At 66.9% G+C, this 14,096-nt stretch carries 11 protein-coding genes; 5 read left to right on the top strand and 6 right to left on the bottom strand.

Going from position 1 to position 14,096, the window contains the following annotated elements; all coding sequences use genetic code 11:
* Positions 1 to 25: 25 nt before the first annotated feature.
* Positions 26 to 1,993 carry an asparagine synthase (glutamine-hydrolyzing) gene (gene asnB, locus NC4_RS34310; RefSeq protein ID WP_067547236.1) on the bottom strand — a complete coding sequence of 656 codons (1,968 nt, stop codon included), beginning with the start codon at positions 1,991 to 1,993 and terminating at the stop codon, positions 26 to 28.
* 442 nt (positions 1,994 to 2,435) lie between these two features.
* Between asnB and ctaC the strand changes: the two genes are divergently transcribed.
* Both ctaC and NC4_RS34320 read left to right on the top strand, forming a co-directional pair.
* Positions 2,436 to 3,428, top strand: a complete 993-nt coding sequence (gene ctaC, locus NC4_RS34315) for an aa3-type cytochrome oxidase subunit II (RefSeq protein WP_245722121.1) — start codon at positions 2,436 to 2,438, stop codon at positions 3,426 to 3,428.
* A gap of 13 nt (positions 3,429 to 3,441) precedes the next feature.
* Positions 3,442 to 3,858, top strand: a complete 417-nt coding sequence (locus tag NC4_RS34320; RefSeq protein ID WP_067547241.1) for a cytochrome c oxidase subunit 4 — start codon at positions 3,442 to 3,444, stop codon at positions 3,856 to 3,858.
* A 110-nt stretch (positions 3,859 to 3,968) separates the two neighbouring features.
* Here NC4_RS34320 and NC4_RS44250 read toward each other — a convergent pair whose 3' ends face one another.
* The 3 genes from NC4_RS44250 to NC4_RS34335 form a co-directional block, all read right to left on the bottom strand.
* Complete coding sequence (locus NC4_RS44250; protein WP_084530044.1) at positions 3,969 to 4,790, bottom strand: SDR family NAD(P)-dependent oxidoreductase; 822 nt, start codon at positions 4,788 to 4,790, stop codon at positions 3,969 to 3,971.
* A 135-nt stretch (positions 4,791 to 4,925) separates the two neighbouring features.
* Positions 4,926 to 6,185 carry an FAD-binding oxidoreductase gene (locus tag NC4_RS34330; RefSeq protein WP_067547244.1) on the bottom strand — a complete coding sequence of 420 codons (1,260 nt, stop codon included), beginning with the start codon at positions 6,183 to 6,185 and terminating at the stop codon, positions 4,926 to 4,928.
* Between the two features lie 54 nt (positions 6,186 to 6,239).
* The gene (locus NC4_RS34335) at positions 6,240 to 7,781 is read right to left on the bottom strand and encodes an alkaline phosphatase D family protein (RefSeq protein WP_067547456.1); all 1,542 of its coding nucleotides are present in this window, start codon (positions 7,779 to 7,781) and stop codon (positions 6,240 to 6,242) included.
* Between the two features lie 139 nt (positions 7,782 to 7,920).
* Here NC4_RS34335 and NC4_RS34340 point away from each other — a divergent pair, with 139 nt between their 5' ends.
* On the top strand, positions 7,921 to 9,129 hold the full coding sequence (locus NC4_RS34340; protein WP_157555396.1) for a DUF1444 domain-containing protein: 1,209 nt from the start codon (positions 7,921 to 7,923) through the stop codon (positions 9,127 to 9,129).
* A gap of 93 nt (positions 9,130 to 9,222) precedes the next feature.
* A complete protein-coding gene (ybiA, locus tag NC4_RS34345) occupies positions 9,223 to 9,777 on the top strand; it encodes a riboflavin biosynthesis intermediates N-glycosidase (RefSeq protein WP_245722122.1) in 555 nt (184 codons plus the stop codon).
* Between the two features lie 452 nt (positions 9,778 to 10,229).
* Here ybiA and NC4_RS34350 read toward each other — a convergent pair whose 3' ends face one another.
* Complete coding sequence (locus NC4_RS34350; protein WP_067547250.1) at positions 10,230 to 10,685, bottom strand: NUDIX domain-containing protein; 456 nt, start codon at positions 10,683 to 10,685, stop codon at positions 10,230 to 10,232.
* Positions 10,686 to 10,872: 187 nt separating this feature from the next.
* On the opposite strand from NC4_RS34350, the gene NC4_RS34355 reads away from it, so the two are divergent.
* Complete coding sequence (locus NC4_RS34355; RefSeq protein WP_169814925.1) at positions 10,873 to 12,216, top strand: flavin monoamine oxidase family protein; 1,344 nt, start codon at positions 10,873 to 10,875, stop codon at positions 12,214 to 12,216.
* Positions 12,217 to 13,123: 907 nt separating this feature from the next.
* Here the strand turns inward: NC4_RS34355 and NC4_RS34360 are convergent.
* On the bottom strand, positions 13,124 to 14,023 hold the full coding sequence (locus NC4_RS34360; RefSeq protein WP_245722123.1) for a helix-turn-helix domain-containing protein: 900 nt from the start codon (positions 14,021 to 14,023) through the stop codon (positions 13,124 to 13,126).
* Positions 14,024 to 14,096 lie beyond the last annotated feature (73 nt).

Consider the following 14,096-nt stretch of genomic DNA (forward strand, 5'->3'; position numbering starts at 1 on the left):
GCGTCGATTCGGGGAGGACCGAAAGCTACAGACTGACCGGGTAGACCGGTTCCTGGATCTCCGGCTTGATGCGGTGCTCGACGAAGATGCCGTGCCAGATCATGAAGCACAGCAGCGTCCACAGGCGGCGGCTGTGATCGACCGGGCCGGTGCGGTGCGCCTCCAGCATGGCCGTGATGGCGGCCTTGTCGAGCAGGTGATCGGTGCTGGATTCCGCGATCTGGGTGCGGGCCCAGTCGTAGAGCTCCGGACCGCGCAGCCAATGCCGCAGGGGGACAGGGAAACCGAGCTTGGCGCGGTGCAGCACATGCCCGGGGACGATGCCCTCGAGCGCCTGGCGCAGTGCGTACTTGGTGGTGTCCTTGGTGATCTTCTGGTCGAAGGGCAGCTTCTCGGCGACCTTGAAGACCTCGGGATCCAGGAACGGCACGCGCAGCTCGAGCGAGTTGGCCATGGTCATCTTGTCGGCCTTGACCAGGATGTCGCCGCGCAACCAGGTGAACAGGTCCAGATGCTGCATGCGGGCCACCGGATCCCAGTGATTGCCCTGCATGCCGTAGATGCGGCCGGTCACATCCCGATGCGTCCACTCGGGCCGGAACTCCCGCAGCACCGACCGCAATTGGGCGTCGTTGAAGCTGCGCGCATTGCCGTAGTAGCGCTCCTCCAGGGTGAGCGAACCGCGATTGAGCAGGCTCTTGCCGCGGGTGCCCTCCGGAATGCGCTCCGACACCTTGCCCGCCAGCTTGCGCAGGCCCTTGGGCAGATACTCGAACGGCTTGAGCGACAGCGGTTCCCGGTAGATGGTGTACCCGCCGAACAGCTCGTCCGCGCCCTCGCCGGAGAGCACCACCTTGACGTGCTTGCGGGCCTCCTTGGCCACGAAGTACAGCGGCACCAGCGCCGGATCCGCGACGGGATCGTCCAGGTACCAGATGATCTCGGGAATCGAGGCCGCGTACTCTTCCGGACCGACCACGCGCACGATGTGCCGCGCGCCGATGGCGGCCGCGCTCTCGGCGGCCACATCGACCTCGGAATAGCCCTCGCGCTCGAACCCGGTGGTGAAGGTGATCAGGTTCGGGTTGTGCCGCATGGCCAGCGCCGCGGTGGCGGTGGAATCGATACCGCCGGACAGGAACGCGCCGACGGTCACATCCGCGCGCATGTGCTTGGCGACCGAATCCTCCAGCGCCTCGGCGATTTCCCGGTAGCGCTTGTCGGCGGTGCCGGGCAGGAACGGCGACACCCGGAACTGCGGGTTGAAGTAGCGGGTGATGCGCGGCTGCTCACCGGGCTCGATCCAGGCGTAGCAGCCGGATTCGAGACGGCGGATGTCCTTGTGCAGCGTCTCCGGCTCCGGCACGTACTGCAGCACCGTGTAGTGCTCGAGCGCACGCGGATCCAGCGCATCGGTCAGGCCCAGCGCGGGCAGCAGCTCCAGCAGGCTCTTCTTCTCCGAGGAGAACGCCGTACCGCCGGGACCGGTCGCGGTGAACAGCGGCTTGATGCCGAACGGGTCGCGCGCGATGAACAGCTTGTTCAGCTCGGTATCCCAGATGGCGAACGCGAACATGCCGCGCAGCTTGCTCGCCGCCTTGGCGCCCCAGTAGTGGAAGGCCGCCACAATGGTCTCGGAGTCGCCCTCGGTGGCGAACATCGGCTCATCGCCGAACTCCGCGCCGTGCTCGGCGGTCAATTCCGCGCGCAGCTCGAGATAGTTGTAGATCTCCCCGTTGAAGGTGAGCGCATAACGCTCCCGATTCTCCGGCGGACCCCAGCGCAGCGGCTGATGCGAATGCTCGATATCGATGATCGACAGCCGGTTGAAGCCGAAGATCATGCGCTCGTCGTGCCAAGTGCCCTTCTCATCCGGGCCGCGATGGCGCTGGCAGTGCAGCGCCTCGTACACCTGCGCCGCGGTGGTTTCGACCGTCCGCCCCTCCGGGGTGGTAGCTGTGTCAGCTGTCAGAAATCCGAGCAGACCACACACTGCGGGGAGAACCTCTTTCCGGAGTCGGGGATGGTCGCCCTGCGGCATATGGTCGATCGTGCGCGCGGGACGCGAAACGTACTGTCCGAGTATGCCGCACGCGCGCGGATCCTGCGCGAGAGCCCGTATCCACGGCTTATGCAGTTTCCGGAGTGTCGAATGCGACCCGATCACAACGCGACGCCCGGTTTGGTCTACGCTCCGTAGTACTTGGGAAACTCTCAGGGTTGATCGCGAGTTCCGCGAGCCCCCGGGGAGTGGCCCAACCGTGGCTGAAATTGGGTCGTCCGGCGGAAGGGAGTCCGGGCGGCGCCGAGTCGGAGAGACGACCAGGAAGGCGTTGAGCGTGGCGCACAAGGCGAGCGAAGCGATAGGGCCACGACCCGCCCAGGGTCGGCGGGGCCGCATCCTTCGGCGGGCCGGGCTGGCGGTGTCCATGGGGATGACCGCGATGCTCGTCTCCGGCTGCTCGATCGACAACCCGTGGCTGCGGTTCGGCTGGCCCTCGGGCATTACGCCGCAGGCCACCCGGATGCGTGAGCTGTGGACCTGGTCCGTGGTCGCCGCGCTGGCGATGGGCGTGCTGGTGTGGGGCCTGACCTTCTGGACCGTGGCCTTCCACCGCAAGAAGGCGGACTCGCCGGAATTCCCCCGGCAGACCGGCTACAACGTGCCGCTGGAGCTGACCTACACGGCCGTGCCGTTCGTCATCATCGCGGTGCTGTTCTACTTCACCGTGGTCGTGCAGAACTACGTGCACGAGAAGGTGGAGAACCCGAACGTCGTGGTCGATGTGACCGCCTTCCAGTGGAACTGGAAGTTCGGCTACCAGAAGGTCGATATCGCCAACTGGAAGTACGACGGCGTCGACCAGGCTCGCCAGGGCATGAACACCTCTATCCAGGAGGAGTACAAGGAACGCAAGAACGAGGAAGGCCACCCGCAGCCCGGCCCGAACAACGGCCTGCCGTCGAACGACATCTCGTACCTGAACTACGACAAGGTCGAGACCGTCGGCACCTCCAACGAGATCCCGGTGCTGGTCATCCCGTCCGGTCAGATCGTGGAGTTCCAGCTGGCCGCCGCGGACGTCATCCACTCCTTCTGGGTGCCGGAGTTCCTGTTCAAGCGCGACGTCATGCCGAACCCGAAGCAGAACAACTCCGACAATGTCTTCCAGGTCGGCCCGATCGACAAGACCGGCGCCTTCGTCGGCCGCTGCGCCGAAATGTGCGGCACCTTCCACTCGATGATGAACTTCGAGGTCCGGGTGGTCTCGCCGGAGAACTTCCGCAAGTACATGGATGCTCGCGAGGCCGGTAAGACCAATGCTCAGGCCCTCGAGGGCATCGGCGAGTCGCCGGTGGCCACCACCACCAAGCCCTTCAATACCGACCGCACCGGCCGTGGGGTCGAAGCGTCGTACGCCAAGTGAGGACTGAACTGATATGAAGGTCGAAGCTCGCATCTTCGAACTGATCACGGTCTTCTTCGTGATCGTGGCTGTGGTCTACGGCTACTTCACCGCCCAGTCGCGCACCGGCGTCGAGTGGGCGGGCACCACCGCCATCGTGCTGTCCGCGGGTCTGTCGCTCATCGTGGCGACCTACTTCCGCTTCGTCGCCCGCCGCCTCGACCTCCGCCCGGAGGACTACGAGGAGGCGGAGATCGTCGACGGCGCCGGTGACCTGGGCTTCTTCTCGCCCGGTTCGTTCTGGCCCATCACCCTGGCGGCGGCGGGCTCCGTCACCGCCCTCGGCTTCGCGTTCTTCGAGCCGTGGCTGATCGGCGTCGGCGTCATCTGCATCCTGGTCGCCGCGGGCGGCCTGGTGTTCGAGTACCACCTCGGCCCCGAGAAGCACTGAGCTGATTCACGAAGCGCCCCATCCGGATTCGGATGGGGCGCTTTGCTTTTCCCGAGAAGGTGGGGCCGCAAGGGGTACGGCCCCACCTTCCCCTCATCGGGACGGTGAGTTCAGATGCCCAGGGCGTGTTTGATCAGGGCGGTGGAGCGCGGGGCCTTCCCGGCCAGGCCCAGGAGGGTGCGGGGGAAGCGGGGGCTGACCTGGACGGGGCGGGTGCGGATCGCGGTTTCGATCCAGCGGGCGGCCTCGGCGGGGTTGAGGATGGGGTTTTCGGTGTAGTAGGTGGGGGCCACGGGGTCTATGCGGAAGGCCGGGTAGTGGACGGCGGTGACGTGGATGCCGCGCGGGGAGAGTTCGGCGTCGGCGCATTGGCCGAAGGTGGTCCAGGCGGCCTGGGAACTGGCATAGGAGGCGAAGTTGGGGGCCGCGCCGGTGGTGAGGGACCAGGGGCCGACATTGATGACGTGACCGGAGCCGGTCGCCAGCATGGCGGGGAGCAGGCCGAGGGTCAGACGCAGCGGGCCGAAGTAATTGGCGGCCATCATGCGCTGGTAGTCGGTGAAGCGGTCCAGGGATTGCAGGGCGGGGCGGCGGGTGGGGCGACCGGCATTGTTGACCAGGACGTCGATGCCGTCGAAATCGGTGAGCAGCCATTCGATGAGCTGATCCACATCGCCCAGGGCGGAGATATCGCAGCGATGCCAGTGGGCGCGGCCGCCGGATTCGACAATGGCGGCGCAATCGTGCACGAGTTGGCTCCCGCGGCGCGCGACGAGGAGAACCTCTGCGCCGTGGGAGGCGAGTAATCGGGCGGTGGCGCGGCCGATTTCGGAGGTCGCGTCGGTGACGACGACGCGTTTTCCAGCGATGGGGCGTGTGCCGGTCATGGCAGCGGCGGGGCGGGGACGGCGGGCAGCACGGAATTCGATCATGGGACAGGCAACCTTCACTCACGAACGATGTGTGGCACCGGCGCCCCGCCGACAGTACCGATACTGCGCCGCACGCCCTGGGCGACAACCATTTCAGGCTGCTAGCCCGTTGCTGGGAGTGCGGCGGAACACATTCTAATCGGTTGGGTCATAGCGCCGGGCGCGTTCGGCGACGCAGATCTCGTCGATTCCGGAGACGATGTCGCGCAGGAGTTCCGACGGCACCGCGGCGGGCCGCAAACGGCAGGTGAAGGTAATGAAGCCGTGGTCCTCGTTATCGAGTTCGCGCAGGTAGCGGGACCGCACGCCATAGGTCATGGCGGAGATGACGGTGAAGCAGCCGGTCTTCTCGCGGTGCCCGGCAAACAGGTCGTGCAGGCCGTGGAAGACCCGGGTGTAGTTCGACAGCGGCGCGAACACCGAGATGCGGTAGGCCGGGCCGCGTTCCGAGGACGAGATGACGGTATCGGCCAGATACTCGGCATCGCGCGGTGTCAGCACCTTCGGAGCGAACATGAGCGCACCGGCGGCGGCATTGCGGACCGGCATACCGGCGCGGCCACCCGCGGAGGCGGCAATGGCGCCCAGGGACTTGCGGGCGCGGGCGCCGACCTCGCGGCGGGCGCGCAGCGAGAGGTTGGGGGTGGTGGGATGCAGGCTCGACCACTGGCCGAAGCGCACGGTGCCCAGCTGCACGGTGCCCGTACCGACCGGTCGCGCCACCTTCAGCGGTGCGGTGTCCACCCAGCGGCCCACCTGGAGCATGGAATCGCCGGGCGACTGGATCTCCTTGAACGAATGCTCCACCCAGGTATCGAAATCCAGGAACCGGTGCGCGTCGGTGGTGAGCCAGATGCGGTCCTTGTCCATATCCGCCACCTCGAGGGTGAGCGCGGTAATGATCCCGGTGCGCCCGCCCCCGCCCAGAATGCGCCGGAACCGATCGGTGTGATGGGTGCGCCCGCAGGTGCCGAATCGCCCGTCCTGATCGACGTATTCGAGCTCCACCACATTGTCGGAGAACATGCCGAACCGATGCGAGGCATTGCTGAGCCCGCCCACCGCAGCGAATCCGCCCGCCGTGATCTCCCGATGGTCGCCGACAATCGGCAGTCCGAGCCCGTGCGCGGCCAGGGTGCGGTCGATATCGGACAACCGCGCCCCGGCCTGCACCCGGACGGTTCGGGCATCCGCGTCGACGACCTGCACCCGATTCATCTTCCGCATGGACAGCACCGCACCCTGTTCCGGCGGCGCCAGCTCCTCGTCCGGCCGCTCCCCACCGCGGATGGTCAGCGGTTTCGTCGACTTGCGCGAATCCCGAACGGTACGAACGACATCCGCGGTATCGCGGGGCAGGAATTCATCCGGGTGGGTGGAGACGGACGTGCTCATGGCGCTACAGCTAACCACAGTCGCGCCGATCGTGCTCGGGCTTGGACCGCCGTCTCAGTTGGCGGGGTCGAGACGCTGTGTGAACAGCACGTTTCCGGTCGCATCGCACAGGTTTACTGTGAGTTCGCAGGACTTGCCGTCAATGGTCAATTCGCCGAAATGCTGATAGGCGCCATCCAGCGGGGACGTGTTCTGCGCGGGCGGCGCGTGCACGAAAACCGCCTCCGGGCCGAAGGTCCCGTCCAGATTGTTCGGGCCGAACGCACCGGCGTTCAGCGGGCCGGAGACGAACTCCCAGAACTCGTCGAAATCCTTGAAGGCCGCGCGCTCGGGCGAATAGCGGTGGGCGGCGGTGCAATGCACATCGGCGGTGAGCCGCACGACGCCGGTCACCTTGTTCGCCTTGATCGAGGACAGCACCTTGGCGATCTCGGACTCGCGGCCCGACGGCGCGCCCGGATCGGCATTGGCGACGCCTTCGAAGACGGTCTCGCCATCCTTGACGATCAGACCCAGCGGCAGATCATTGGCGACGATCTTCCACGTGGCCTTGGACTCGCGCAAACCGTCCATCAGCCACTGGGTTTGAGCCTGGCCGAGAATGCGGCCCTCGGGCGCGTTGTTGGCATTGTTGGCGTCCTTGTAGGAGCGCATGTCCAGTACGAAGACGTCGAGCAGCGGGCCGTAGGACACCTTGCGGAACAGGCGGCCGTCCATGGCCTCCTTGCGCTCCAATGGCATCCACTCGTGGAACGCCTGCCAGGACCGCGTGGCGAGGGTGTCCATATTGCGTTCGGTGTAGCCCTTGCCGTCGGCGACCGTGCCGCCCGGGGACCAGTTGTTCACGGTCTCGTGGTCGTCCCACTGCACCAGCTGGGCGACGGAAGCATTGAAGCGACGGTAGTTCTCATCGCTGAGGTTGTAGGCGTAGTTGCCGCGGAACTGGTCGAGGGTCTGCGCGACGGCGCTTTTCGCCTCGGTCACGATATTGCGCCAGACGCGGCCGTCGGGGAGGGTGACCGATTCCTTCAGCGCATTGTCCGCGTAGATGCTGTCACCGGAGTGGATGAACAGGTTCGGATCCCGGGCGGCCATGGCGGAGAAGATCTTCATACCGCCCAGATCCGGATTGATGCCGAAACCCTGACCGGCCGTATCGCCGGACCACAGCAGCTTGATATCGGAGCTCGCGGCGGGCACGGTGCGGAAGACGCCGGTGACGGCCTCGGAGACGGCTCCGCCCTCGCCTTCGAGGGTCACGCGGTAGTGCACCTGCTGCCCGGCGGGCAGGCCGTTGACGCGCAGCCGCCCGGTGCCGTCCGAATCCGGGGTGAGCATGGGGCCTTCGAACCGCTTGGCATCGGTGAAGGATTCGGTGGCGGCGGTCTCCACCATGAGCTTCGCGGGCTTGTCCGAGCGCGCCCAGATCAGCGCGCCGTCGGCGCGGGGATCGCCGACCGCGACGCCGTGCGTCAAGACGGGCCGCTCCCGCACCAGTCCGGGACCGTCATTGGACGAGCACGCCACCAGGCCGGGGGCGATGACCAGCCCGGCGGCGGACGTGCGCAGCAGTGTGCGTCGCGAGAATGTAGCCATGCGCCGACCTTCCATCAGCGAGCTCAACATCAGCTGAACTGTGCCGGACACGTCCGCGAATTCCGGGTACGAGCGCGGGCGTGTCGGCGGTGCGTTCGGCGTAGCCGGACTGTTATCCGCCGTGCGTATAGTCCGCTTCATGGGCTTTCTCGGTGGCGTCTTCGGGTCAGCGCGAAATCGGTTCGGCAACAAGGTCCTTGCGCAAGTGCTGGCCTACGACGCGGTGGAATCGGCGGAGTTCGACGAGGAGGCGTCCGAGGTCGTCGTGCGGCGGCGGGGCAGCGACAGCTTCGCGAAACTGAGCCTGGAGACGCTGTTCGAGCGGTGCGCGGGGCAGCCCGAACACGAGCGGGTGCGGCGGGTCGCCGATCTGGTGGAGCCGTTCCTGACCGATCCGGAAACCGAGCCCTGGGAATCGGCGGCCAAGCGCCTGCGCCCGGTCGTGCGGCCCTCGGACCGGAATCAGTTCAGTGTCGCTGGCATCCGCGTCCGTGATGTGCTGCTCGCGCGCCCCGTACTGCCGTTCCTGAGCGAGATGGTGGTCCTCGACAACCCGTCCACCATGCGCTTCGTGACCACCGCCGACCTCACCGCCTGGGGCGTCGAGGCCGACGAGGTCTACAGCACCGCGCACTCCAACCTGACCGAAGTGGCCATGAGCACCCTGTCGGCCTTCGACCCGGCCACCGGCACCCAGGTCCTCGACTTCGCCGACGAGGACGGCGATTCCTATGTCGGCTCACTGCCGCTGGTCGGCGGCTGGCTGGCGGGCGCCGAGGCCCGGACCGGTTCGCGCCCACTGGTTTTCCTGCCCGCCCACGCAGGCATGCTGGTCGTCCTTGGCGCCAATCCGGACACGCTGCTCCAGGTGCTGGCCCTGGCCGAGGAACGCTACGACGAGGCGCTACGCCCGCTCTCCCCGGTGCCCTACACCATCGACGACGACGGCGACCTCGTCCCCTTCTGCATCCCGCTCGAACACCCGGCCTGGCAGGCCCTGCGGCACGCCGAAACCCGGCTGGCCGCCACCGTCTACGGCGGCCAGACCGACAAACTCCGCGCCGACGACGACCTCGAGGAAGCCATCAGCGCCCTCATGCACCTGCGCGCCCCGGACGGCAGCGAACACACCATGACCCCGTGGACCGGCGGCACCCCGACCCTCCTCCCGCACGCCGACTACATCCTGTTCGTCATCACCGAAACCAATGCCTTCCGCGTCGCCTGGTCCGATGTCGCCGCCCTCGTATCCCTCACGCCCGTGCCGGGATACGACCCGCCGCGCTATCGCGTCGACGACCACCCGTCGCCGTCGGTCATGGCCCGGCTGCGCGCCCTCGCCAGTTAGCCGCGCGGCGCGCCAGACAGCGGGGCGGCGGGTCGTGTGACTCGCCGGATAATCGGGGGACGGTGTCAGAGGTGTGGGCTATCGTCCGGTGTCGTGGACAGGGCGCAGCTGACAGCTGATATGGCGGACGGTGCTAGACCGGAGTTCCTCTTCTTCTGGGGTCACACCCGCACCCCGGGGCACGCTGTCGGGAAATGGGTCCTAAGCCAGTGGTGGCCGGTCGAGTTCACCGTGGACGGTCAAACCTACGGCAGCGCCGAACATTTCATGATGGCCGAGAAGGCGCACCTGTTCGGGGACGAGGAGATGCGCGGGCGCATCCTGCAGAGTAATACGCCCGCTGACGCCAAACGCCTGGGACGCTCGGTCCGTGGTTTCGACCAGGACGCGTGGGTGGCGCACCGGTACGACATCGTGGTGCGGGGCAGCATTGCCAAATTCGGCCAGCATGAAGAGCTTCGGGATTTTCTGCTCGCCAACGGCAGCAAGGTGCTCGTGGAAGCTGCTCCGCGCGATGCTATTTGGGGTATCGGGATCGGGGCGGAGAACCCGGATGCTCGGCATCCTGCCACCTGGCGCGGTGAGAATCTGCTCGGGTTCGCTCTTATGGATGCACGTACCGCGCTTGCGCCTGCTCACCACCCGTAGCCGCGCTTCCTCTCGGGCAATTCGGTGATCTATCCGCCGGGGGTCGGTGCTCCGGTGATATTGCGTCCCTGGACGGCCTCTGCCTTTGGCGTGCGCAAAGCTACCCAATAGATGGGTCACCTCGTCTGCCGTACCCGGCCTTGGCTCCCCCTTTGGGAGCCGTACCCTCACCTTCCGTACGTGGGGCCTGGCCCTGGTTACGGCTCCTGACAGGGGGAGCCAAGGCCGGGTACGGCAGACGAGGTGACCCCACTTATCCGTTCTGCTTTGCGTACGCCAGAGAGTGAAGACCATCCGAGAGGGGACGAGGACCGGAGCACCGACCCACGGCGGATAGAAAACAGGGCAGTAATCCGAGCGAAGCGAGGGCCAGGAGGGGTTTGCCCTTTCGTGCAACAGCAGCAGCATGTAGCCCGCCACTGTGTCGCCATCCGTGATCTCGCCGCGAGCGATCATGGACTCCAGTTCGGCGCGGGTGAACCATGCTGCGCGCATGTCCTGTTCGGAGGCTTCGCGTTCGGGCTCACCGACTTCCAGGTCGTGGCGAGGAAGATGTGGCCGTGGTGGCTGCAGGTGGCGGGGGCGGGGGCGATGCGGCCGAGGTAGGTCATGTGGCTGGCGCGGAGGCCCGTTTCTTCGCGGAGTTCTTGGTGAGCCGTGGCGATCGGGTCGAAGGTTTCGCCGTTGTGGAGGGCGCCGCCAGGGAACTCCCAGCAGCGCTTCTGCTGGGGGTAGCGGAACTGTTCGACGAGGTGGAAGCGGTCGTTGTCGCGGGCGATGATGACGGCGAAGTCGGATTTGTCGACTACGGCGTAGATGGCGGATTCGCCGTCCGGTCTGCGGATTATGTCCTCGCGGACGGTTATCCACTGGTTCGAGTAGACCTCACGCGAGCGAAGGGTTTCCATGGGGTGATCTTGCCGTAGACGGGTTTACCTGAAGTTGATCAGCGGGAAACCGACGGAACTGGTCAATTGTCCAGTATTGGGTTTCAGGCGGGCCTACCTTCTGGGCCCAGCTGTCTTCGCCGGTGGGAGGAAGCCCGTGAATATAAGCCGCAGAACGATTCTCCATGGGGCGGGTCGGGATGCCGATTTGATCGTCATTGGGGCGGGGCTGTCGGGGCTGGTCGCTACCAATGCGCTGCGGGCCGCGGGGTTGCGGGTGCTGCTGCTGGAGGCTCGGGAGCGGGCGGGTGGGCGGGTTTTCAATGCGACTACTCGGGGTGGGATCACCATTGACGGTGGGGCGGAGTTCCTCGGGCCCACTCAGGATCGGATCGCGGCGCTGGCCGCCGAATACGGTGTGGCGACGCTGCCCACGTACAACCAGGGTGAATCGCTGTTCTCGATTCAAGGTGTGCTGCACCGGGTTCCGGCGGCGGTGCCGCTGCCCGTGCTGCCCGGCACCGTGGAGACGGCTGCCGCAATGGCTCGGATCGACCTGACGAGCATCGGATTCCCCGTCGGCGAACCGTGGCTGCATCCCGATGCCGCGTACCTGGACTCGATCACCTGGCAGGATTGGATCGACGCCAATGCCTCCACCTACGAGGGCAAACTGTTTCTGGCGCTGGCTCAGTCGGCGCCGTTGTCGGTGCGGCCGCACGAGTTGTCGGCGCTGTTCATGATGAACTACTTCGCATCCGCCGGGAATGCGCAGAATCCCGGCACCTTCTCGCGGCTGCTCGGCGTCGACAGTGGCGCGCAGGAGCGCTTCTTCGACGGCGGTGCGGCCCTCGTCCCGCTGCGGATGGCCGAATCACTGTCCGACAGCATCGTTTACGGTGCACCAGCCCGTGCGATCGATCAAACATGTTCCCAGTTGCAGGTTTTCACCGATCGTGGTGTCTACAGCGCGGCCAAGGTCGTGGTCGCCATGTCGCCCGCCATTAGCGACAGGATCGACTACCGCCCCGGATTGCCCACGGAGAGAATCGAACTCGTCAACGGTTACACCATGGGCCGGATAGCCAAATTCCTGGCCGTCTACGACCGCCCCTTCTGGCGTGACCAGGGCCTGGTCGGCCAGGTGGTCGGCGACGGCACCCCCATCGACGTCACCTACGAAAGCTACGGCCAAGGCCACCACATCCTCATGGGCTTCATCTCCGCCGACGCCATGGCCGACCTCGACGGCCGCCCCGACACCGACCTGGTCGAGGAGAGCCTCGACTCCCTGGTCCACTACTTCGGCCCCGAGGCCCGCACCCACGCCATCGACTACGGCTTCAAGAAATGGGACAACGACCCCTACTCCTGGGGCGGACCGACCGCCACCACCCGCCCGGGCATCCTCACCCGCTTCGGCCGGGCCCTGCGCGAGCTGGTCGGTGGCATCCACTGGGCGGGCACTGAAACCGCCGACTACTGGCAGGGCTATATGGACGGAGCCATTCGCAGTGGTGAGCGCGCCGCCGGGGAAATTCTGGCCTCCTGACCATCATTGTCGGCGATGGCGTCGTACCATCCGGTCTGTGCGTGGGATGGTTGTTTCGATCGGCGTTATCGGTGTCGGGTTTTCGGTGGTGTTGTGGCGGAGTTCCACGATTGCGGCGATCCTGCCGTGGGTCGTGTGGGGTGCGGTGATGGGGTCGGTGGTCATCCATGAGCTGGGGCATCTCGTGGTGGGGCGGGTGTTCGGGGCGCGGGTGAACGAGGTGTACCTGGGGGCCGAGCCGGGGAAGTCGGGGCAGTGTGGGGTTCAGATGGGGGTGGTCACCGTGTATTTCGGGTGGCGGGTTGCCGGTCGGGTGGTGTGGGGGATTCAGCCGCGGCGGGGTGGCGGATGGCTGACGTTTGCCGCGGGGCCGGTGGCGAATCTGGGGTCGGCGGCGGGGGTGCTGGTCTTGCCGCTGCCGCCGGTGGTGCTGGCGGCGCTCGCTGGACCGGCAGTGTGGCTGGGGATCGGGAATCTCGTGCCGTATCGGCACAAGAACGGGATGTACACCGACGGTGCGCACATGTTCGGGCTCGCGGCGGGGTGGAAGGTCGGCGTGGCGGCCAAGACCGCGCGCGTCGACACTCGAAAGCTGCTGCTGCCGAAGCCGAAGAGTTCGCTGACGGCGACCGATCTGGTGGGTACGGTGCAGATGGCGTGCTGGCTGGCGTTGAGCCGTTCGGTAATCAGCGCCGACGAGCTGGAGTTGGCCGGGCGGCGCGTGGCATGGCTCGCTGAGAATGCGCCGCGCACACCGCAATTGGTGCGGGTCATGGCGCTGTGCCGACTGCGGGAAGGTCGGTACGCGGAGGCTGCGGAGCTGTGCCGGGAGGCGCTCGGCGGGGAGCTGACGCCGGATGAGCGGGCGAGCGTGCACGCCATCGAGGGGCTGGCGGCGCGGGCGCGGTCAGTTGGGGATGGAGTGGGCGGCGGATATGACGTCGGCGGCCAGGGATTCGAGGGCGGGGGCGGTGAGGTTGGTGTCGGGGCAGGCGACGATCGAGGCGGTGACGCGAGGGCCCGTGAAGAGGGGGGCGGCTACCGAGACGACGGCATTGTGGTCGGTTAGTTCGGTGGGGAGGTAGTCGATGGTGATGAGGTCGGTGATGAGGGCGCTGAGGCGGTGGCGGAGGGGGTTGGTGACGGGGGAGTGGCGGAGGGCCGCCAGGGCTTCGATCATGGGGCCGGAGTCGTCGGCCAGGCGTTCGACGGTGTAGCCGCGGGTGCGGATGGCCGACAGGACGGATTCGAGGCGGGGGCGCTGGGCCGGATCGGCGGCGTCGAGCCAGGCGCGGCGCTCGGAATCCGGTGCCCAGGCGATGAATTCGCGGGCCACGGGCGGGGCCAGGGGGAGGTGGCGGCCGAGGCGGATCCAGGGGACGGAGGGTTTGCCGAGGACCTCGGTGATGAGGATCGAGTCGGCATCGCGTTCGGCGAGGAAGACCGGAATGCCGTGGGCGGCGGAAAGTTCGCGCATGGCGTCGAGGGCCACGCGGCGCAGCGGGAAGGCGGCTTCGGCGCGGCGGGACACCGCGAGCAGGCCCAGGCCGAGACCGTAATTGCCGTCCTCGTCGCGGATCGTCCAGCCGTCGGCGGTGAGCTGGCTCAGAACGGCGTGCGCGGTGGCGCGGGACATGCCGGTGCCGCGAATGATGCGCGCGAGGGAGAGGTTCTCGACGGGGTGGCGGGAGAGCAGCTCGATGGCCTGCACCACGCGCCGGGTGGGCGGTGACGCGGGAGAATCGGCGACCGCTACGGGCTCGTCCGAGGTCGCGGATAGCGCTGTGGCGGTACTGATTTCAGTCAAGTGGTCCTCGGCGCGGGTCGTGGGATGGGAATTCGTGGGAACGAGCTCTTGACCGGCGCAGGCTGTCGCCCTA

Origin of the sequence: Nocardia crassostreae (genome assembly GCF_001613405.1) — a bacterium.
GTDB classification, from domain to species: Bacteria; Actinomycetota; Actinomycetes; order Mycobacteriales; family Mycobacteriaceae; genus Nocardia; species Nocardia crassostreae.